The following is a 21,520-nucleotide window of genomic DNA, read 5'->3' as shown; positions in this document are numbered from 1 at the left end:
CGGGAATCGGCAGTGGACACCATGAGTTTTGATTCGAAGCCTCGGCCGGCGCGCGTGCTGAAGCGCACGGCAGCCCTTCGCTCGTGGAATGCACCGGCATCTTACCCAGGGGCATCCCAGCCATGAGCACCGTGGAGCAAAGTTTTACGAAGCCCGGCGCCAATCCCGCCGCCAGCGCCGCCCACAGCCGTTTCGTGCAGCGCATACGCCGCCGCTACGAGACCGAGCTGCCCCTGCTGCCGCCCGGCATCCCGGGGCGCGAGGCCATGCAGGCCCTCATCGACCGGCTGCTCGCCGGCGGCCGCACGCTGGCCAGCAGCCTGCGGGTCTGCCGCCACCTGGTGCTGGAGCGCCTGGCCGTGGCCGACATCGAGCTGGCCGCCCCCATGCCCGCCATCACCGAGGCCATGACCACCCTGGCCGAGGTGACCCTGTGCGCCGCCCTGCGGCAGGCCCGGCTGGAGCAGGACGAGATCAACGGCGAGCCCCGCAACGAGGCCGGCGAGCCCATCGAGTTCTGGGTCGTGGGCATGGGCAAGCTGGGCGGGCGGGAGCTCAATGTCTCGTCCGACATCGACCTGATCTACGTCTACGAGGACGACGGCCAGACCCTGGGGCCCAAGGTCATCACCGCCCATGAGTATTTCGGCCTGGTGGCCAAGCGGCTCTACGCCCTGATCGGCGACGTCACCGAGGACGGCCAGGTCTTCCGCGTGGACCTCGCCCTGCGGCCCAACGGCAACTCCGGGCCGCCGGTGGTGAGCCTGTCGATGCTGGAGGAGTATTTCCTCGTGCAGGGCCGCGAGTGGGAGCGCTTCGCCTGGCTCAAGAGCCGGGTCGTGGCCCCCCTCCAGCCCGAGCCCGGCGAGCCGCCTTCGCGAGCCGTGGCCCTGCGCTCCCTGGTGACGCCCTTCGTCTACCGCCGCTACCTGGACTACGGCGTCTTCGAGGGCCTGCGCCAGCTGCACCGCAAGATCCGCGACGAGGCCCAGCGCCGCGCCGCCGGCCGCCCCGAGCGCGCCAATGACGTCAAACTCTCGCGCGGCGGCATCCGCGAGATCGAGTTCATCGTGCAGCTGCTGCAGGTGGTGCGCGGCGGCCAGTTCCCCGAGATCCGCACCCGCTCCACCGTCAAGGCCCTGGGCCGTCTGGCCGCGCGCGGCCTGATGAAGCCCCTCACCGCCGAGAAGCTGGCCCAGGCCTACGACTTCCTGCGCCGCATCGAGCACCGCATCCAGTTCCTGGACGACCAGCAGACCCACTGCCTGCCCGGCTGCGACGAGGACCTGGGCTGGATCGCCCGCTCCATGGACCTGCCCTGCAGCGCCGACGCCTGCCAGCTGCTGGACCGGCTGTGCGAGGTCCGCGAGCTGGTGGCCACCGAGTTCGACGCCCTGCTGCACGACGGCCAGGCGCCCTCCGCGGGTGGCTGCAAGAAGGGCCAGTGCGGCGGCCCGCCTCTGCCGGTGGACGCCGACGAATTCCTGGAAAAGCTGCCGCCCGAGCTGGCCGAGGCCGTGCGGCGCTGGGCGCAGCAGCCGCGGGTGCAGAACCTGCGCGAGGAGTCCCGGCTGCGCCTGGCCAAGCTGGTCGGCCGCGCCGCCCTCGGGGTGCGCGACGGCGAATGCAGCCTGGACGCCGCCCTGCGCTTCATCGACTGGATGGAGCCCCTGCTGCGCCGCGAGAGCTACCTGGCCCTGCTGGTCGAGCGCCCCTCGGTGCAGACGCGCCTGCTGCGCCTGCTGGGCCTGGCCCGCTGGCCCATGCGCTACCTGATGCAGCACCCCGGCGTGATCGACGAACTCGCCGACACCCGGCTGCTGCACGAGCGCTTCGACGGCGCCACCTTCATCGCCGACCTCCAGGCCCGCCACGACGCCTGGGCCCAGCACGGCGAGGCCGACGAGGAAGCCCTGCTGGACAGCGTGCGCCGCGCCCACCATGCCGAGGTCTTCCGCACCCTGGTGCGCGACGTCGAGGGCGAGATCACCGTCGAGCAGGTGGCCGACGACCTCTCGGCCCTGGCCGATGCCACGCTGCAGTGCGTGATCGACTGGGCCTGGTCCCGCCTGAAGCAGAAGCACCGCGAGCAGCCGCGCTTCGCCGTCATCGCCTACGGCAAGCTGGGCGGCAAGGAGCTGGGCTATGGCGGCGACCTCGACGTCGTCTTCCTCTATGACAACGAGCAGGACACCGACGAGAACGCCCCCGAGGTCTACGCCGCCTTCGTGCGCAAGCTCATCACCTGGCTGACCCTGCGCACGGCCGCGGGCGAGCTCTTCGACATCGACACCGCCCTGCGGCCCAACGGCAACTCCGGCCTGCTCGTGACCTCCATGAGCTCCTTCGGCAACTACCAGGTCGGCCGCGGCAGCAACACCGCCTGGACCTGGGAGCACCAGGCCATCACCCGGGCGCGCTTCTGCGCGGGCGATGCCGGCCTGGCCCAGCGCTTCGAGGACGTGCGCCGCCAGGTGCTGACCGCCCCGCGCGATCCGCAGGCCCTGCGCCAGGAGGTGCAGGCCATGCGCGAGAAGGTGCGTTCGGCGCGGCCGGTGAAGCCGGGGCTCTTCGACGTCAAGCACAGCCCGGGCGGCATGATGGACGCGGAGTTCGCGCTGCAATACCTGATCCTGGCGCATTCTGGCCAGCATCCCGAGCTGCTGGCCAACGCCGGCAACATCGCCCTGCTGCAACGGGCCGAGGACGCCGGCCTGCTGCCTGCCGGCGTAGGCCGTGATGCGGCCAATGCCTACCGCGAACTGCGCCGCCTGCAGCACCGGGCCCGCCTGGACGAGCAGAGCACCGCGCTGGACGAGGCCGCACAGGCCGCGCAGGGCACGGCCCCGCTGCGGGCCGCCGTGCTGGCCCTGTGGCAGGCCGTCTTCCCCGCTGAGACCACGAACTGATGCGCGCCTGGACCACCCTCTGCGCCGCCGCCGCGGCGCTGGCCCTGCTGGCCGCCCTGCTCGCCACCTCCCTGCTGCCCAGCGCCCGCGTGGACTGGCAGGCCGATCTCGTCTGGCATCAGCCCTGGCGCCTGTGGACGGGCGCCCTGGTGCACTGGAGCTGGCATCACCTGCTGGCCAACCTCGCCGGCTGCCTGGTCCTGGCCCTGCTGGGCTGGGCCAGCGAGCCCGGCGGCCGCGCGGCCCTGGCCTGGTTCATCGCCTGGCCCTTGACGCAGCTGGGACTGCTGCTGCAGCCGGGCCTGCACCGCTACGGCGGGCTGTCCGGCGTGCTGCATGCCGGCGTGGCCGTGCTGGTGGTGATGCTGTGGCAGCGCAAGGGGCGCGAGCGTGCGCTGGGCGCGGCCATCGGCCTGGGGCTGGTGCTCAAGCTGCTGTCGGAGCAACCCCTCGGAGCGCCACTGCGCACGGTGATCGGCTGGGACGTGCCCATCGCGCCCTTCGCGCATCTGGCCGGTGCAGCGGCGGGGCTGCTGTGCGGGATGCTCCTGCTGCGCGGTGGCAAGCGCTGAGCCTGGCGCGGCGGCTCAGAGCGTGCGGGTCATGAAGAGGCTGTAGGGATCCTCCACGTAGCCTTCGAAGGGACCACAGGCCTCGAAACCAGCGGAGCGATACAGCGCATGCGCAGGCGCGAAGAAGTCCTGCGGGCCGGTCTCCAGGCTCAGGCGGCGCACGCCCTGGTCGCGCGCGTCGTCCAGCAGGCGGTTCAGCACCGCGCGGGCCACGCCGCGGCCGCGGGCGGCGGTGGCGGTGCGCATGGACTTCAGCTCGGCATGGTCACCGCTGAGGCGCTTGAGGGCACCGCAGCCCAGCAGCTCCCCCGACGCATCCCAGGCGGTCCAGAAGCGGACCTCGGGCCGCTTCAGCCGCTCGAGGTCCAGCGCATGCACGCTTTCCGGCGGTGACACGCGCCGCATGTCCGCGAGGTGCTCCTCCAGCAGCGCGGCGATGCGCGGGTCGCTGAGGTCGTCCAGGCGCAGGCGCAGGCCGGTGGCCGCCACGGGCGGCAGGGTGGATGTGTGCATGGGGCTTCCCTCCATCGTTCGAGTTCATCAGGACAGGCAGGGCTGCGCAAGCCCCGTGCCAGCGCCGAATCCGCAACGGCGCTGGCCACGCACCGGCGGCGGGCATCGATCGTCGCCCCTCGCCCGCCGTGCGCCACCCTCGTGCGTGGATGCCCGCACAATGCACCCGCCCGGTGCGCTCGCGCGCCGGCCGTCTCCCTTCTTCACCCGCAGTACCCGCCATGACCGAACGCCGCGCCCATCTGGATCTCTTCGCCATCAGCGCCCTGCTGGCCTGCTGCCTGCTGTGGGGCCTGGGCCAGGTGGCCATCAAGGCGGCGCTGACCGAGATCACGCCCCTGTGGCAGGCCGGCCTGCGCTCCCTGGTGGCGGCAGTGCTGGTGTGGGCCTGGGCACGCGCCCGCGGCATCCCGCTGTTCGACCGCGACGGCAGCCTGCCCGGCGGCCTGCTGGTGGGCACGCTCTTCGCAGCCGAGTTCGCCTGCATCTACGCCGGCATGCAGTACACGACGGCGGCGCGCATGGTGGTGTGGATCTACCTCTCGCCCTTCGTCGTGGCCCTGGGCATGCCCTTCATCGCGCGCGCGGAACGCCTGAGCCTGCGCCAGAGTGCGGGCCTGCTGCTGGCCTTCGGCGCCGTGGCCTTTGCCTTTGCGGAGGGCTTCGGCGCGCCGGCCCCGGATGCACCGCGCCAATGGCTGGGCGATGCCCTGGGCCTGCTGGCAGCGCTGCTGTGGGGCGGCACCACGCTGGCCATCCGCGCGACGCGGCTGTCCACGGCCAGCGCCGAAAAGACCCTGTTCTACCAGCTGGCCGTCTCGGCCCTGCTGCTGTGCGCCGGCGCCGTCTGCACCGGCGAGGCCTGGCCCCTGCAGTGGAGCTGGCGCCTGGCGGGGCTGTTCGGCTTCCAGGCGGTGATCGTGTCCTTCATCAGCTACCTCGTGTGGTTCTGGCTGATCCGCCACTACCCCGCCACCCGCCTGGCCAGCTTCACGCTGAGCACGCCGCTCTTCGGCCTGCTGGCCGGCAGCGCCCTGCTGGGCGAGGCCATCTCGGGCCGGCTGATGGCCGCGATGGCCGGGCTGGTGCTGGGCATCGTGCTGGTGAATCGCTGAGGGCGACTCCTGTCGCACGGGCGCCAGCACGCACGGCGCCATCCGCCTAGACTTCGCGCACTCCAAACCACGCCTGGGAGACACCGATGATCACGCTGTGCGGCCTGACCCTGTCCAACTACTACAACAAGGTCAAGCTGGCCTTGCTGGAGAAGCAGATCCCCTTCCAGGAAGAGCTGGTGATGACCAAGTCGGCCGACGAGGCCGTGCTGAGCTGCTCGCCGCTGGGCAAGGTGCCCTTCCTCAAGACGCCGCAGGGCCCGCTGTGCGAGAGCCAGGTCATCATGGACTACCTGGAAGCCGCCTTCCCCGCGCACCCGCTGCTGCCGGCCGACCCCTTCGCTGCAGCCAAGCTGCGCGAGCTGACCGCCTTCATCGAGCTGCACCTGGAGCTGGTGGCGCGCGAGCTCTATGCGCAGGCCTTCTTCGGCGGCACGGTCAGCGAGTCGAAGCAGGAGTGGGTGCGCAAGACGCTCAACAAGAACATCCCCGCCTTCAAGCGCCTGGCCCGCTTCGCGCCCTATGTGGGCGGTGACACCTTCACGCAGGCCGACTGCGCCGCCTGGGTCAGCCTGCCCCTGGTCGCCATGGCCACCAAGGCCGTGCTGGGCGAGGACCTGCTGGCCGCCCATGGCGTGGACTGGAAGAGCCATGCGAAGCTGGTCGGCGAGCGCCCCGCCGCACAGAAGGTCGCCGCCGACCGCAAGGCCGACACCGACCGCCAGATGGCGGCCATGAAGGCCAAGGGCTGATCGCCTGCGCCGAGCGCAGGCCTGGCCCGCCTGCCGCGCGCAGCCCGCTTCAGGGCTCGCTGGGGCCGCCCTTTCGTCCATGAGTACCGCCATGACCGATCCCTGCTTTGACGCCTTCAGGACCCAGGCCCTGGCTGCCGGCTTCACCGAGGTGCTGGAGCGGGCCTGGGCGCCCGACACCGTGGTCGGACCACACACCCACCCCTTCGAGGCCAGCGCCCTGCTCGTGGCCGGCGACATGTGGCTGACCGTGGAAGGCAGCACCCGGCACCTGCTGCCGGGCGACCGCTTCGAGCTCGTCGCCGGTGTGCTGCATGCCGAGCGCTACGGGCCGCAAGGGGCGACGTACTGGGTGGCGCGGCGATGAGGCCGTGGCCGAGGGACGTCGGGCCCTCGGCCGCTGCTGGCGCAGGACCGACAGCCGTCACAGCGCCGACTCGCGCTGCCACAGCGCCACCGCCCAGCGCCAGGCCCGGGCCAGCCAGGCGCGTCGCTCCCCCTGCAGCTCGGCGCGACCAGGCAGCTCCATCAAGGGGGGCTGGGCGCGGTCGCAGTGGCCCAGGCGCACCCGGAAGAGGGGCTGCAGCGGCAGGAGCCGCCCATCGGGCGCCTTCTGCACGGCAATGTCGCCGCCATGGACGCTGGCCAGCACCGGCGCGTCCAGCTGGCTGAGCTGGACCGGGTCCACCCGCTCCACCTGGCACTGCACGGGCGCCTGTTCCAGGATGGCAGGCAGGAAGCGCGCCGTCTGGCCCGGCGACACGGCGGCCAGTGCCGCTTCGTCGACATAGGCATCCACCTTGCTGCCCTGCGGCCCCACCAGCATCAGCAGGCGCTCGCCGGCGGGCAGCCAGGCCCCGGGCCGGGCGTCCTCATTGGCTTCGGCCACCCGGCCGTCGAAGGGGGCCTGCAGTTTGAGCCGCTGGAGCTCCGCCTGCAGCCCGGCCACCTCGGCGGCCGCGGACTCCCAGCGCTTGCGCAGGGCCTCGCCCGCCGCCAGCAGCTGCGGATCGAAGGCCTGCTGGCTGAGCTGCCACTGCAGCTGCTGCTCCATGGCCTGGGCCTGCTGCAGGCGCACGGCCAGCTCGGGCGAGTGCAGCTGCAGCAGGGTCTGCCCCGCCTGGAAAGACTGCCCCACGGCTGGCAGCGGCGACACCAGCTGCGAGGAATACGGGGCATACAGCACCTGCGCCTGCTGGGCCCCCAGCACCGCGGGCGCCTGGACCCGGCTCTGCCAGGGCCAGACCAGCGCCAGCAGCCCCAGCCCCGCGAGCAGCGCGCTGCGCCGGCTCGCGCGGTTCCAGCGCATGGCCTGGCGGCCCAGCCACCAGACCCGCACTTCCCGCCAGAGCGGCCGCGCGATGAACCAGACCAGCTCCACTGCCATCAGCGCCAGCCCCAGCGCCTTGAAGAAGGCGTGATAGACCAGCAGGGCGATGCCGAAGAACAGCAGCAGGCGGTACAGCCAGGTCATCAGGGCGAAGGCGATCAGCCCGGCGTGCCGCGCAGGCGGCAGGACCTCCGGCGGGGGCAGCCCCCAGCCGAACAGGCGCTCGCGCAGCCACCAGCGGGCCAGGGCAAAGGAGCGCTCGTGCAGATTGGGCATGTTCAGCGCGTCGACCAGCAGAAAGTAGCCATCGAAGCGCATGAAGGGGCTGGCGTTGATGGCCACCGTCAGCAGCCAGGTCGTGGTCGCCAGCAAAAAGGCGCCGGAACGCACCGGCCCCCAGGCCGGCGTGTCCGGCAGCAGGTGCCACAGGAGCAGCGCCACGCTGGCCAGCGCCAGCTCGCTGAGCATGCCGGCCGCCCCGATGGCCAGGCGCTGGCGGCGCGAGCGCAGCTTCCAGGCCTCGTTGGTGTCGGTGTAGAGCACCGGCCACATCACCAGGAAGGCCACGCCCATGGTGGGCACCCTGCAGCCGTAGCGCGTGGCGGTGAAGGCGTGGCCCAGTTCGTGCAGGACCTTGGCCACGCTCAGGGCCACGCCCACGGCCAGCAGGCCGTCCCAGCTGCCATAGGAGGTGAAGGTATGGGTGAATTCGTCCCAGCGCCGGGCAGCCAGGATGCCCCCCAGCAGCCACAGGGCCGCCACGCCCACCCAGAACGCCGGGCGGTAGACCCATCGCACCCAGGGGCTCATGGCTTGCAGCCAGTGCATGGGCCGCAGCAGCGGCAGGCGGAAAAACAGGTAGTTCTTGAGCAGCCACTGCCCGGCGGACAGATGCTGGGCCCGGGCCTGGTCCGCCAGGCGCTGGCTGTCCTGCGCGCTGCCGGCCACCAGCAGGTGGTTGCCGGCCAGCATCTGCAGCAGGCCTTGGACATCGGCCGCCCCGAGCTGCAGCGTGGTTTCCGCGTGGAGGGACGCGAGCACCGCCTCCACGCTGCCCTTGCCCCAGCGGGCCAGCAGCTCGAAGGCCGGCCAGCTGAGCGCGAAGAAGCGGTTGCTGGCCGGGTCATGCAGGGTCCAGGTGGGCGAACCGTCCGGCGCATCCGGTCCGGGATGCAGGGCCAGGTCTTGCCGCAGGGGCGGCAGCATCACCAGCCCAGCCACTGTCGGGCCACCGCCAGCGGGCGGCGCAGGGCCACATAGATCAGCGGCGCCCAGCCGCCGTACAGGCGCGCCGAACCCAGCTGGCCGATGCGCGGCGAAGCCTGGCCGGCCTCGAAGCTGGCCTTGATGCGATAGGCGAGGAATCCGTCGCGCGTCATCTCGGCGCGGTAGGCCACGCTGCTGATGCGGGCCTCAAAGGACTGCAGCGGCGCGCCCTGCGGGTACAGCGTCAGGCGGTCGCCCACGGCCAGCGGCAGCAGATCCGCCGCGGGCAGCCAGGCCAGCAGCTCGACCTGCGCCGGGTCGGCGATGAGCAGCACGCGCTCGCCGAGGGACACCGCCTTGCCGACCCAGTCATTGCCATCGGCAAACACGGCCACGCCGCTGCGGTCCGACTTCACCTGGATGCGGGCGAGCTGCTCGGTGGTGTAGTCCACCTCCACGGCCTTCTCCTGCAGCTTGCCCCGCCGCAGGGCCGTTTCCGCCCGGTTCTTGTCGCTGGTGACGGCCGCCTGCGCGGACTGCCGGTATTCCTCCTGCGCCGCGTCCAGTGCCTTGCGCGCCAGTTCCATGCGCGTGCGCAAGGCACTGGTGTCCAGGCTGAACAGGGGCGTGCCGGGCTGGACCGCAGCATTGGGATGGATGTCGAAGCGCTCGATCACGCCGTCCAGCGGCGCACGCACCATGAAGGGGTTCTGAGGCACGACTTCGGCCTGGGCCAGTGCGGTCAGCCGCACGGGGCACAGGCTGAGCAGCAGCGCGGCCGCCAGCCAGCGCCGCCGCACCTTGCCGCTCAGGGCCCGGCCCAGGCGCCCGCGCCAGGCCTGACGCGGCCCGAAGGCGTGGAAGGCGTGCGCATAGGCATGGCCCAGCTCCTGGAGCAGGGCCATCTCATGAGGCTGCCAGGGGGCGTCACGGGCCAGCAGCAGACCGGCCTCGGCCTCCCCTCCCCCGGCTTGCGCGGCCGGGCCCAGGCTCAGCCACACGGCCGAGGCAGGCAGCCATTGCGACCAGTCGGCGCTCAGGTCCTGCGGCAGCCCTTGGACATCGACCTCGCGCGGCCCGGTCTGAGGCTTCGGGACGGCGCCGACCTCGTCCAGGCCTGCCGGCTGGCGTATCAGATGCCGGCACAGCCGGGCCATCCACTGCACATAGGGTGCGCTGGGATCCGGCTGCGGCAGGCCCGACACCGCCGCCACCTGCCCCAGTCCGGCCTGGGTCCACAGCACGGCCTGGCGGTAGGGCAGCAGTTGCAGGGTCTCGTTGACCATCACAAAGCCCAGGGCTTCGGGTGAGCCGGCCTCGCGGGCGCGCCGCTGCAGCTGCAGCAGATTGAGCAGAGAAGCGTTGGGGTCTGCCGCGCTCATGTCAGGCGGCCTGCACGCAGGGGATCACGGTCATTTGCGCGCGGGGAAGACGGCCCATCCGCTCATGCCTGGCAGCAAGCCCGGCTGGCTGCCATCCATCACGCCGTAAACCGGCAGCGTCTGGCTGACCGGATCGATCTGGGCGCCCAGGCGCTGCACCTTGGCCGGGTAGCTCTTGCCCAGTTCCTCGACCTCCACGCTGAAGCTGCTGCCCGGCTTGAGCCAGCTCAGCCATTTGGAGGGCACGATCATCTGCAGCTCCAGCTGCCCGGTCTCGACGATGTCCAGCAGCGGATTGCCCGGCGAGACGTACTGGTGCGCCGCGACCTGGCGCTTCACCACCCGGCCCGCGAAAGGCGCGGCGATGGCACAGCGCCCCACCAGCAGCTTTGCGCTGGCCGCCTCCGCCTGCGCTTCCTTGAGCTTGGCCTGGGACTGATCGACCTCGAACCTGCCAATCGAATTGAGCTCGGCCATGCGCTGGTTGGACTGCAGCACGGCGTTCGCCGCCTCCACCGCGGCCTCGGCCTTGCGCTGCTGGTTCTGGTACAGCGCGCAGTCAAAGCCCACCAGGGTCTGGCCGGCGCGGAAGGCTTCGCCCTCTCGCAGCGGCAGGCTGGCCACGCGGGCCGCGATCTCGGCCGACACCGTGAGCGCATTGCGGGCGCTCAGCTGGGTGCGGATGCGGCCGTCCTTGTCGGTGGCCAGCGGGGAGGTCTGCGCCCAGGCTGTGGCGTGGCTCAGGGCGATGGAGACAAGGGCAAGTCCGATGCCTCGGATCATGCACCGCCTCCGGGGTTGATCGTCTTGGTCCAGTTGGCTTCGGACGCCCGCACGGATTCACCCAGCGCCTTGAGGTCATGGGACGGCACCGACTCGGGCAGGGGGTCCAGCCCCAGGGTCGCCACCAGCTGGCCATAGGCCCCCTGCAGCGCGCCGTAGGTCTGGTACAGGCGCAGCTCGGACATCATGGCCGAGGCCGAGGCGCGGATTTCCTCCATCTTGCCCTGCGAATTGGCGGTGGCCGCATTGCGGGTGTACTGCAGGATGCGCTGCTCGACCTTGTTGAGGTCATCGGTCAGCTGGTACTGCTTGAGCCGGCCCAGGTAGTCCAGCCGCGCGACGTGCACTTGCGTCAGCACCGCCATGCTGAGCGCCAGGCGCTGCTGGCGGGCCAGCTCCAGCTGGCTCTGCGCCACGCCACGGATGGTGCCGGCGTTCAGCACATTGAACAGATTCCAGCTCACGCGCAGGCCCACGTCGCCCCAGCGGTGGTTCGAGAGGTAGCTGTTGCTGTCGTAGTGCTGGCCCACGCTGAGCTCCAGCCCCGGCAGCAGGCGGGCCAGCGCCTTGCGCGTCTCCAGCAGGCCGATGCGCTCGTTGTACTGGGCCTCCACCAGTTCGGGGCGGCGCAGCATGGCGGCCTCTTCCATGTCGGCGACCGGCAGGCTGACCTTGGGCGTGGCCAGCGCGCCGCCCACGGCCACCGAGAAGGGCTCGCCCGGCGGCAGGTTCATGATCGAGGCCAGGCGCGGCTTGGCCTGGGCCAGCTCGTCACGCACGGCCTCGAGCTGGCGGACGATGTCCAGCAGCTGTCGCTGGTAGGTCAGGGCCTCGAGCGGCGAGCGCAGCTTCTCGACTTCGACCTGGCGGGAGTCGTCCAAGGCCTGGCGGGCCAGCTTCAGCACGGGATCGATGCGGGCCTCCAGCAGCTGCGCGCCTGCGGCCTGCCACCAGGCCTGGCGTGTCTGCTGCATCAGCAGGTGCAGGACCTTGCGGCGGCGCTCTTCGGCCACCTGCACGCGGTCCGCCTGCTGGTGCGCACCGTAGTAGCTCACGCCGAAGTCCAGCACATTCCAGCTCAGGGACAGGTCGCCGTTGCGATGCTCCTTGTCGCTGGAAGTCGAGGGCTCCAGCGACTGGTTGCCGCTGATCACGCTGCGCGAGGACGAGGCCAGCTCGTTGTCACGGCCGCTGTAGCCCGCCGACAGGGCCAGCTTGGGCAGCAGGTCGGTGCGGGACAGGTTCAGCTGGCGCTGGGACACCACCTCTTCCATCAGCTTCACCCGGTGGTCCAGGTTGTACTTGATGGCCCGAGCCATGGCCTCGTCCAGCGTGATCGGCCCTTGCACGGGCTCCTGCTGCTGGAACATCTCGGTACGGCCGGCCTTGAGGGCGGCCTGCCGTTCGTCGGGGCTCAGGGCCTGAGGCTGGATCGCGCAGCCGGCGAAGGCGGCGCTCACGAGGATGGCGAGCACGGAACGAGTCGGCAGTCGGCGGAATTGCGGCATCTGGCAGTTCTCCTAGGAATTTCTTCGATGTGATCAAGCGCGCTGCGCGGCGGCCTTGAGGTGCTGGATCCAGGCCTGGCGTTCAGCCTTCAGGGCAGCGCTGCCATGGCGTTCGAACTGGTCGGCCAGCGCGGCACGCCCTTGCGGCGCGGGCGCCTGCTCACGGGCCTGGGCCAGCAGGTCCTGCAGTGTGCCGAGGTCGGCAAGCTCAGACTGCGGCCCGTCAGGGGCCCACAGGAAGGCATTGGGCCTCCCGGCGGCCTTGACGTCGATGTCCATGTGCGAGCTGACCCGGTTCCCCTTGCTGTCGCGGGCGATCACCTCGATGCTGAGGCGCTGATTCAAGCCGGCAGGCGCCTGCCCGCTGAGGGTGCCCTTCACCGGATCGAACTTCAGCCAGCTGGGCAGGGGCCGGCCATCCGCCAGGCGGATCTCGACGGTGACCTGCTCCTTGCTATCCGAATGGCTGAAGGTGGAGGCGGGCAGCATGATGCTGATGGGCTGCCCGGCCCGCACCGCGAAGTCACCGATGTCCGGCATCGACCGCAAGCCCTGCCCGCCTGCCGTGCCCAGCTCCACGAAGCTGGGACGGGCGTCCGTTGGCGAAGCGAGCGAAGTGACGGACGTGGGCATGGCCGGGCTGCCAGACGCGAGGTTCACCAGGCCAGGCGACGAAGCCTGGCTGGGCTGGCCGGACGGAGTGGCGGGGATGCCCGCCGCCGAATCGAGGGCGGACTGCAGCGGCGGCTGCACGCTCAGCTGCAAGGTCGGCTGTGACGACAGTTGCGGCGCGGGCGGCAGGGTCGGCAGGTCGGCTGAACGCACCGGCCCGTCGGACTGGAAGGTCAGCGGCGGCGTCCACCGGCCGGGATCGGGGGCGGGCGCAGGCGTCGGAGCCGGCACCGGTACCTCGACCATGGGCGGGGGCGTGACCGCGGGGCTCCGCTGATAGGTCTGGGACAGCCCCCCGGTGGCCAGGGCATTGCCCGCGGCGTCCGCAATGTCGCTGCCCGGCGCATTGAGCCGCAGGGACAGCTCGCCCGTGCCGGAGACGCCGCTCAGCAGCACGGTGTAGGTGCGCGCGTCCACCTGGGTGATCGACTCAATTCGGCCCGCGGCCGAGCCGCTGCTCACCAGCGAGAGATCCTCGACGCCCAGGCCCGTCACGGCTTCCGTGAACACCAGCGAATAGCGGACCGAGGAAGCGTCGGTGGGCGAGGGGTCCAGGCGGGTGAAGCTGTCCACCGCCGGGTCCACGGCATCGATCCTGACCCCGGCGGTCGCTGCCACGCCCTGGAGCGTCAGCGCGGCCTCGTTGCCTGAGCCGTCGCGCAGCGACGCGCCTTGGAGCTCGATGCGAGATCCCAGCGCAAGGCCCGTGCTGTCGAGCTCGCCGCTGCGCACCACATGCCGGAAGGTCAGCGTGGCGCCGCCCGATCCGGCCAGGTAGTCGGCATAGACCGTCCCGCCCGAATCCAGCGTGATGGCGATGCGCGGCGTGCCGCCCGCCGTGTCCACGGTGACGGCGTCGTTGAACTGCACCGTGAAGTCCAGCGTCTGGCCTGCCACGTAGGTGCCGTTGGTCGGTGCATCGACCTTCACGATCTCGGGCGCCAGCCCGTCGATCACCAGCGCCTTCTGGCCGGCCAGCGCCTCGGCGCTGCCGGTGGCGGGCAGCGTCAGCGCCGCATCCAGAAGGGTCGCCCCACGGATGCTGGCACCGTTGAGGGCCAGGGCCGCAGTCGAGGCGTAATCCAGGTCGGCACTGAGATCACCCGCCTGAACCGTGTAGGTGAAGCTGAGGGTCCGGGTGCCGGAACCGGACGCATAGACGGCATTGCGATCGATGGCGCCGGTCTCCAGACGCAGCGTCGGCGTGCCGCCCGCCGTGTCGACGGTGACCGCCTGATCGAAGGTGACGGTGAGGGTGAGGGTGTCGCCGATCTTGTAATGGCCATCGGCCGCGGACGAGCTGACGCCGGTGACGACCGGGTGCACCGGGTCGATGCTCAGGGTCACGCTGTCCACGTCTGTCCCGGCACCGCCCGCGCCGCTGTTGCCCAGGTCGCTGGTGCTGATCTGCAGGCTCGCGGCGCCGCTGTAGCCCGTCGTGGGCTCGAAACGCAGGCCGTTGAGCGCGGCGTTGATGTCCGCCACGGTGCCCTGGAAAGTCATGCTGGCGTCGCCGGTCCCGGTGCCCGAGACAAAGCTCAGGCCGCCCAGGCTGGACAGCGTGAGCGTGCCGTGGGTGACGGTGAGCGTGACCTGCTCCAGCCCTGCGCCCGCGTCGACATCACCGATGCTGATCGGATTGCCGTGGGCGCTGCCGAACACCAGCTGCCCCCCCTGGTTCACGTGCTGGGTGAGCGCGGGGACGCTGTTGACGGGACTGTCGTTGGCCGCGGCCATGCTGATGAGCCGGGTTGCCGCTGCGCTGCTCAAGCCGCCGTCGTTGACGCTGAAGCTCACCGTGCGGGTGCCGGTGTCCGGCGCCTCCGAGGTATTCGCATAGGTCACGGCGCGCAAGGCCGCCTGCCACTGGGCCAGGGTCGCGGTGGACCCTGCCGAGCTGAGGGTCAGCACCCCGCTGCCGCTGTCGTAGCTGCCGCTGATGTTGCCGAAGCTGCTGGCACTGGTGTTGGCAAAGGCCAGCACGTCCTCGGCGCTGCGGAAATTGCCGCTGATGCGCACGGTGGCGCTGGCCAGGGTGGCGCTGTCGCTGTCGCTGACCAGGAGGCCGCCGTCCACGACAACGGGCACGCTGGCGGTGTTCGCGCCTTCGATGAAGGTCGCGCTGCCGCCGGTCGTGACCAGCACCGGCGCAGCACTGACCGCCACCACGTTCACGGTCGTGGCAATGGACAGGCTGCCGGTGTCCGCGCCACCGCTGGCCGTGCCGCCGCTGTCCTGAAGGCTGGTAAGGGTCACGACGCGGCTGCCGGCAGTGGGCTCGCCGCTGTCATTGCGGTAGCTCAGGCCATTGATCAGGCCCTGCGCCGCAGCCGTGCTGAGCCCGGCCGGCTTCGTGAAGGTGACGGTGGCGGTGTCGCCCGACACGCTCACCGTGACGTTCAGGCCATTGCCGGCCGTCGTCAGGGCATTGCCATGGGTCAGGGCCACCGAGCTGCCATCGATCCCCAGCAACTCGCTCGCCCCGTCTTTCAGCTGGCTGACCGTCAGGGTGAACTGCACGATGCTCTGTCCGGCTTCCACGGTGCTGATGGAGGCCCCGCTGAACAGGCCCACGGGGGAGTCGCCCTCGTTGAAGGTCACGGTCCCTGCGCCGGCGCTGAGGGTCGGTGCGTCATTGACCGGCACGACGGCCACGGTGACGTCCGCGTCGCTGCTGGTGCCGCCGTCGCCGTCGTCCAGGGTCACGCGCACCGTCCGGCTTGCCGTGCTGGGATCCACGCTGTTGCCGTTGCGGTAGGCGATGTCGCGCATCAGAGCCTGCACGGCGGCGGGCGTGGCATTGCTGTTGAAGGTCACGACCAGGTCATTGGTGCCGCTGCCGCCGGTGAAGGTGCCGATGAGCACGCCCCCATAGCTGACCTGGCTGCCCGACACGCCGATCTGGCCGGCGCCATTGCCCTGGTGCACGATGGACAGGAGGTCCTCGCCCGCGACCCGGTTGGTCACGATGGCGGCGCGCAGGGTGCCGCCGTTGAAGTCGGCACTGTCGCCATCCACCACGGTGGCGTTCTGCCCGGCGTCGAGCCGGACGGCCGCGCCGTCCTCGGTGTAGGACACGCTGTCACCGCCCAGTCCGCCGATCACGGGCGCGACGTTGCCGCCCACCACGAGGTCGTTGCCACCGCTCATGGCCGGGCCGCTGCTGTCCCCGGCGTAGGTCAGCAAGAAGGTGCTGGAACCGAAGCTGACGCTGCCGCCCTCGGCCGTGCTGCCCGGGTTCACGAAGGTGTCCGCCCCATCGTTGACGATGAGCACGAAGGTGCCGCTGCCGGTGAAGCCGCCGCTGGAGCTGAGCGTCACGCCGCCCACCCCGCCCAGGTCCACGGTGCCGTTGACGACGACCTGGTCATACTGCGTGCCCGGCGTGGTGCCCGCCAGCTCGGCATTCAAGGTGCCGGACAAGGCCAGGTCGCCCTGGATGGTCAGGGTGCCGACGGCATTGGCTCCTGGCGCCAGCGTCGCACCACTGTTCACGGTCACATTGCCGGTGATGGTGCCGCTGCCGCCCAGGGTGGTCCCGCTGGCGGCCTGCACGGCGCTGCTGACGCTGCCATTGACCCACAGCGATCCCCCGCTGAGGGTGGTGGCGCCGGTGTAGCCATTGGTGCCCGAGAGCGTCAAGGCACCACTGCCCTGCTTGGTGAGCCCGCCTGTGCCATTGATGGCGCCCAAGAACGTGGTGCTGGTGCTGCCGCTGGTGGTCAGGGTGTTGGCCCCCAGGGCCACGGTGCCGGCCCCCGCCAGGGAAGCGATGGTCTCGGCACTGGCCAGGGTCAGCAGGGCGCCACTGGCCACGCTCACGTCGGAGCCGTCGGCCAGGGCGGCGCCTCCGCTCAGCGCGAGTTCGCCAGCGGAGACGGTGGTGGCGCCGGTAAAGGTGTTGGTGCCGTTCAGGGTCAGCGTGCCGCTGCCCTGCTTGGTGAGGCCCCCGGTGCCGCCCACGGCGCCGCTGAAGCTGGTGCTGGTGTTGTCGCCGCCTGCGCTGAGCGTGTTGGCGCCCAGGTTGACGGTACCCGTGCCCGCCAGCGAGCCGATGGTCTCGCTGGCAGACAGGTTCAGCACGCTGCCCGCGCTCATGGCCAGGGCCGAACTGTCAGACAGCGCGGCCCCACCACTCAGGGTCAGAGCGCCCGCGCTCAGGGTCGTGCTGCCGGTGTAGGTGTTGGTGCCGGAGAGGGTCAGCGTGCCGCTGCCCTGCTTGGTGAGCCCGCCGGTGCCGCTGAGGGCGCCGGAGAAGGTGGTGCTGGCGTTGCCGCTGGTGGTCAGCGTGCTGGCCCCCAGGGACACCGCGCCGGCACCGGCCAGGGAGCCGATGGTTTCGCTGGCATTGAGCGCCAGGGTGGCGCCGCTGGCCACCGTCACGGCCGTGCTGTTGGCCACCGCCGCACCACCGCTGAGCGCCAGGGTGCCGGCCGACACCGTGATGGCCCCGGTGTTGGTGTTGGTGCCCGAGAGCGTCAGCGTGCCGGCGCCCGTCTTGGCCAGGGAGCCACTCCCCGCCATGACCCCGGACAAGGCAACGTCATTGGCATTGCTGATGGTCGACGAGCCACTGAGGTTGATGTCCTGGCTCAGCGTCACGCTGCTGCCGTCGATCTGCAGGGTGGTGCTGGACAGGGTCAGCGCCCCCGAACCCAGGTTGCCGCCATTGTTGACTTCCACCACCCCGCCGCTGAGGGTGCTCGTCCCCGTGTAGGTGTTGGTCCCCGTGAAGATCATCCGGCTGTTGGGCCCGGAGTTGGGCGTGATGGCCAGGTTGCGGCTCCCGCCGCTCTCGGTGATGTTGCCGCTGAAGGTGATGATGCAGTTGCCCGCCACCCCGTTGATGACCGTGGCGTTGCCGGCCAGCACGATGTCGTTGCTGGCCGTCATCGTCCCGACGGAGATGAAGCCCAGCGAGGCCCCGCTGCCCAGCACGATCTGGCCCGTCCCCAGCGCCGTGGTCGAGCCGTTGGCCACCAGGTAGCCGGCATTGATGGTCTGCGTGCCGCTCTGCGAGTTGGTGCCGAACAGGGACAGGAAATAGCTCGAGCCATTCTTGGTGATGGCACCCGATCCGCTGACATTGCCCTTGAGATTGATGTCCCCGGACACGGTGTTGAAGGTGGCCCCGCCACTGCCGATCACCACCTGGCTGCCCAGGGTGATCTGGCTGCCGCCCGTGGCGCTTTCCACTGTGGCGCCGTCCAGGGTCAGCGTACCGCCCCCGGTGTGGTTGAGCGCGGCGGCCGTGTTGGTGATCGAGCCGCCGCCATTGAGCGATCCCGACAGGGTCAGGGTGCCGCTGCCGGTCTTGTTGAAGACGGCGCCGCTGCTGCCCACCACCACGGCGTTCGAGACGGTATGGGCAGCGCTGTTGGTGTCGGCCAGGGTGGCGCCATCCAGCGTCAGCGTGCCGGAGGACAGGTGGTTGACGTCCGAGATGCTCAGCGTGCCGCCTCCCACGGTGATGTCGCCGCTCATGCCGGCGAAGTTGCCGGTGTTGCCCAGCACCAGGGTCCCGGCGCCGCTCTTGCCCAGGGTGCCCGAACCGGCCAGCTGGCTGGAGATCGTGGCGGTCTTGCCCGCGCCATTGGAGATCGTCAGCGTCTTGCCCGGGTCCAGCGTGAGCGTGCTGCCGCTCAGGTTGAAGCCGTTGCCCAGGTTGGCGTCGACCGTGGCGTTGTCACTGACCGACAGGCTGCCGGCCAGCGTCATCGCCCCGGTGAAGCTGCTGGACAGCACCAGGGTGTCCGTGCCCGACTGCGCGTTGGCGATGGCCATGGCCTCGCTGAAGCTCACGCCATTGCTCAGGTCGGCCGTGCCGGTGTCCGTGGTGTTGGTCACGTAGATGCTGCTGCTGGTCACGGCGACATCCGCCGTGGCGCTGCTCGTGCCATCGGACAGCGTGAAGCGCACCGTCTCGTTCCCGGCCGGCGTGTCATTGCGGTAGGTGATGCCACGCAGCACGGCCTGCACCAGGGCATTGGTGGCCGCGGTCCCGGAGCTGGTGAAGCTGATGCTCAGCACGCCGCCCGAATTGGTGAAGGTGGCGAAGGTCAGGCCACCGGACTGCAGATTGCCGCCGCTGACCGTGAAGCCGGCCGCGTTGAAGCCCAGGGTGTCCGCGGACCAGGCCGTGCCCTGGCGCTGCACCGTCAAGCTGCCACCGGCCCAGTCACCCAGGCCGCCGTTGAGGGCGGCGAACTCGGCGTCCAGCACCGTGGCATTGCCGCCTGCATCCAGGCCCACCGTGCCGCCCACGCCCGCCCAGGCGACCGAATCACCCTGCAGGCTGCCCGTCTGCGGCGTGCTGTTGTAGCCGCTCACCGTGACGCCGTTGCCCGTCAGGTCGGCGATCACGACGGCAGCCTCAGCACCGGCGTTCCAGTCCTCGGCAGCGCCCAGGTTGTAGGTGGTGCTGTCGGTCGAGGCGCTGCCGTTCTTGTTCAGCAGGGCGTTGACGCCGGCCTTGTCGGTGGCGCTCAGGGTCAGGGTGGCGCTGGTGCCGGAGCTGAGGTCCACATCGGCGGTATCGGTGAGCGTATAGGTGGCGCCGCCTTCGCCCGTCAGCGTGAGCTTGCTGGCGACGATGTCGTTGGCCGCCCCGCTCAGCGACAGGAAGCCGGTGCCCGTGATCACCAACTGCCCACTCGTGCTGTTGTAGCTGGCGCTGGTGATGGCAGGCACCGCCACATTGCTCACGGTCACGCCATTGGTGGCGTCAGAGATGTCGCCGCCCGTCACGACGCTGTTCCAGTCGTCGGCGGCCTGCAGGTTGTAGGTCGTGCCGCCGGTGGACGCCGTGCCATTGCGGTTGAGCATCATCTCCACCTGGGCACGATCCGTCGCGTTGAGCGTGACCGCGAAGCTGGTGGCGGAGCTCACCTCGACATTGGACGAGGTCAGCGTGTAGCTGCTGCCGCCTTCTCCCACGAGCGTGAGCTTGGACACCGTGATGTCGTTGTTCGCCCCGGACACGCCCACCATATTGGTGCCCGTGACGGTGAGCACATGGGTGTTGGCGTCATAGGTGGCCGAGGTGATGGTGGGGGCGGTGACGTTGCTGACCGTCACGCCATTGCCGGTGAGATCGGCTGGCGCACTGGCGGTGGAGTCCCAGTTCGCGGCGGCGGCCAGGTTGAAGGTGGTGCCGCCCACGGCGCTGCTGCCGTTCTTGTTGAGCAGGCCATTGATGGCCAGCCGGTCGGCGGCGTTGAGCGTGACCGAGAAGGCCGTGCTGCTGCTGGCCGTGGTGCTGGCCGAGGTGAGGGTGTAGGTGGCGCCGCCCTGGCCGGTCAGCGTGAGCTTGCTGGGATCGATGGTGTCCCCGCCGACCATGTTGGCGCCGGTGACGGCCAGGACGCCGGTGCTGGCGTCATAGGTGGCACTGGTGACACTGGCCGAGACCACGGCGGCGGAGATGCTGATGTCATCGATCTCGGGCGTGACCGCGCCGGACCAGCTGAAGCGGATCTCGTCCACATTGGCATAGAGGCTGTCGAAGACCAGCTGCCCGTAGCTGCCCCCGGCCGTCGTGCCGTAGAAGTTGTAGGTGATGTGGCCCGCGGAGTCCCCGGTCGTCAGGTTCACGACTTCGCCGCTGACCACGAGGTTCCCGTCTCGGTAGGCGCTGACCGTCACCGAGGTCGCGCCGGCGGAGGAGCCCAGCACGAAGGAGTTGAGCTTGAAGTCCGTGCCATCGGCCGACTTCATGGTGAAGTTGGAGATGGAGTTGCCGCCATAGTTCCAGACGAAGGTCCGATCGCTGCCGCCGCCGTCCAGATTGGTGTTGAAGGCCTGGTCGCTGGAGTCCGGGGTGACAAAGTCGTTGCTGGACGCGGAGCTGAAGGTCCAGGTGCCCACGTTGACGCTGGTCACGCCGGGCTGGTAGATCAGGCCGACGCTGTCGAAGTTCTCGCTGGAAACGGCGAGCAGGCCTTGATAGGCGCCCAGGGCCTGTCCGCCGAAGGCGACGGCCGCCTCGACGCTCCCCGCCCGCACCTCCAAGGCCCAGTCCCCGCCGGAGCGGCGGGCCCCCGTGGCATCGTCCGAGGCGGCCACGTCACGACCGGTCGCCTGCGCCAGCTGCTGGACAAAGTCCCGGCCCTGCGCGTCGGCGGCCACATTGCAGCCATACAGCAGCAGGTCCCCGCCTGGCGCCATGGCACTGCCGATGCGCGCCAGCGTGGGGGCGTAGTTGGGCAGGTTGCTGCTGTCCAGCCAGAGATTGCCGAGCGACACGGCGCCGTCCCGACCATGCGAGACGATGTGCACCGCCGTCACGCCATTGTGTTGGGCCAGGTAGTCGGCGATCTGATCCAGACCGTTGCGCGAGGGGTCCAGGTTCACGACCTCCACCCCCGGCCGCGCAGCCTGACGCAGGGTGGCCGCGTCATCCACCTGACCAGAGAGGAAGACCACCTCACGGGAGGCGGGCTCTGCAGCCGCCGCCGGCCCGAAATGCCGCAGCAGCGCGGGGTCGGCTTCAGTCACATGCACAGGCTCGCGGTGCACGGCCGTCACCTCCACCGCGGTGCTCAGGGCCGCAGCGTCGAACATGACGCGCGGCTCCAGGGCCATCAACAGGGGTGTCGGCGCCGCCGTGGAAGCGGTCTGGGGTTGCGGACTGGCACGTCCAGGGGTGAGCTGCTGCTTGAGCTGCCTGAAGATCCGCATGACTGTCTCCACTTGTCCGTCCAGGTCGGGGCCTCCAAGGGAGACACGCTGGGCTTTAGCACTACTGTCGGCACCGCAAGCCCCGGGGGTCAGGGCTTG

General features: G+C 70.4%; 11 protein-coding genes. 5 read left to right on the top strand and 6 right to left on the bottom strand.

Going from position 1 to position 21,520, the window contains the following annotated elements; translation table 11 throughout:
* The first annotated feature begins 122 nt into the window (after positions 1 to 122).
* Positions 123 to 2,909, top strand: a complete 2,787-nt coding sequence (gene glnE / locus ABDJ40_RS17840) for a bifunctional [glutamate--ammonia ligase]-adenylyl-L-tyrosine phosphorylase/[glutamate--ammonia-ligase] adenylyltransferase (RefSeq protein ID WP_347611715.1) — start codon at positions 123 to 125, stop codon at positions 2,907 to 2,909.
* On the top strand, positions 2,909 to 3,481 hold the full coding sequence (gene rrtA / locus ABDJ40_RS17835; RefSeq protein ID WP_347611714.1) for a rhombosortase: 573 nt from the start codon (positions 2,909 to 2,911) through the stop codon (positions 3,479 to 3,481). Before glnE ends, rrtA begins: the two co-directional genes overlap by 1 nt.
* 15 nt (positions 3,482 to 3,496) lie before the next feature.
* Here rrtA and ABDJ40_RS17830 read toward each other — a convergent pair whose 3' ends face one another.
* Positions 3,497 to 3,994 carry a GNAT family N-acetyltransferase gene (locus tag ABDJ40_RS17830; protein ID WP_347611713.1) on the bottom strand — a complete coding sequence of 166 codons (498 nt, stop codon included), beginning with the start codon at positions 3,992 to 3,994 and terminating at the stop codon, positions 3,497 to 3,499.
* Between the two features lie 221 nt (positions 3,995 to 4,215).
* Here ABDJ40_RS17830 and ABDJ40_RS17825 point away from each other — a divergent pair, with 221 nt between their 5' ends.
* The 3 genes from ABDJ40_RS17825 (at position 4,216) to ABDJ40_RS17815 (ending at position 6,228) form a co-directional block, all read left to right on the top strand.
* The gene (locus ABDJ40_RS17825) at positions 4,216 to 5,109 is read left to right on the top strand and encodes a DMT family transporter (RefSeq protein ID WP_347611712.1); all 894 of its coding nucleotides are present in this window, start codon (positions 4,216 to 4,218) and stop codon (positions 5,107 to 5,109) included.
* Positions 5,110 to 5,195: 86 nt separating this feature from the next.
* Positions 5,196 to 5,861, top strand: a complete 666-nt coding sequence (locus tag ABDJ40_RS17820) for a glutathione S-transferase family protein (RefSeq protein ID WP_347611711.1) — start codon at positions 5,196 to 5,198, stop codon at positions 5,859 to 5,861.
* A gap of 91 nt (positions 5,862 to 5,952) precedes the next feature.
* A complete protein-coding gene (locus tag ABDJ40_RS17815; protein WP_347611710.1) occupies positions 5,953 to 6,228 on the top strand; it encodes a cupin domain-containing protein in 276 nt (91 codons plus the stop codon).
* A 57-nt stretch (positions 6,229 to 6,285) separates the two neighbouring features.
* On the opposite strand, the gene ABDJ40_RS17810 is transcribed toward ABDJ40_RS17815, so the two are convergent.
* Genes ABDJ40_RS17810 through ABDJ40_RS17790 form a run of 5 tightly spaced genes read right to left on the bottom strand, consistent with a single transcriptional unit; the run spans position 6,286 to position 21,421 of the window.
* Positions 6,286 to 8,397: a site-2 protease family protein gene (locus ABDJ40_RS17810; protein WP_347611709.1), complete on the bottom strand. Its 2,112-nt coding sequence runs from the start codon at positions 8,395 to 8,397 to the stop codon at positions 6,286 to 6,288.
* Positions 8,397 to 9,779 (bottom strand): efflux RND transporter periplasmic adaptor subunit, encoded by a 1,383-nt coding sequence (locus ABDJ40_RS17805; protein ID WP_347611708.1) that lies wholly within the window; start codon positions 9,777 to 9,779, stop codon positions 8,397 to 8,399. The genes ABDJ40_RS17810 and ABDJ40_RS17805 overlap by 1 nt, the downstream gene beginning before the upstream one ends.
* 30 nt (positions 9,780 to 9,809) lie before the next feature.
* Positions 9,810 to 10,562 (bottom strand): efflux RND transporter periplasmic adaptor subunit, encoded by a 753-nt coding sequence (locus ABDJ40_RS17800; protein ID WP_347611707.1) that lies wholly within the window; start codon positions 10,560 to 10,562, stop codon positions 9,810 to 9,812.
* On the bottom strand, positions 10,559 to 12,070 hold the full coding sequence (locus ABDJ40_RS17795; RefSeq protein WP_347611706.1) for a TolC family protein: 1,512 nt from the start codon (positions 12,068 to 12,070) through the stop codon (positions 10,559 to 10,561). Before ABDJ40_RS17795 ends, ABDJ40_RS17800 begins: the two co-directional genes overlap by 4 nt.
* A gap of 33 nt (positions 12,071 to 12,103) precedes the next feature.
* On the bottom strand, positions 12,104 to 21,421 hold the full coding sequence (locus tag ABDJ40_RS17790; protein ID WP_347611705.1) for a DUF4347 domain-containing protein: 9,318 nt from the start codon (positions 21,419 to 21,421) through the stop codon (positions 12,104 to 12,106).
* Between the last annotated feature and the right edge of the window lie 99 nt (positions 21,422 to 21,520).

Source organism: Roseateles flavus, assembly GCF_039872765.1.
Taxonomy (GTDB): Bacteria; Pseudomonadota; Gammaproteobacteria; order Burkholderiales; family Burkholderiaceae_C; genus Roseateles_B; species Roseateles_B flavus.
This window is presented reverse-complemented; position numbering and strand designations above follow the sequence as displayed.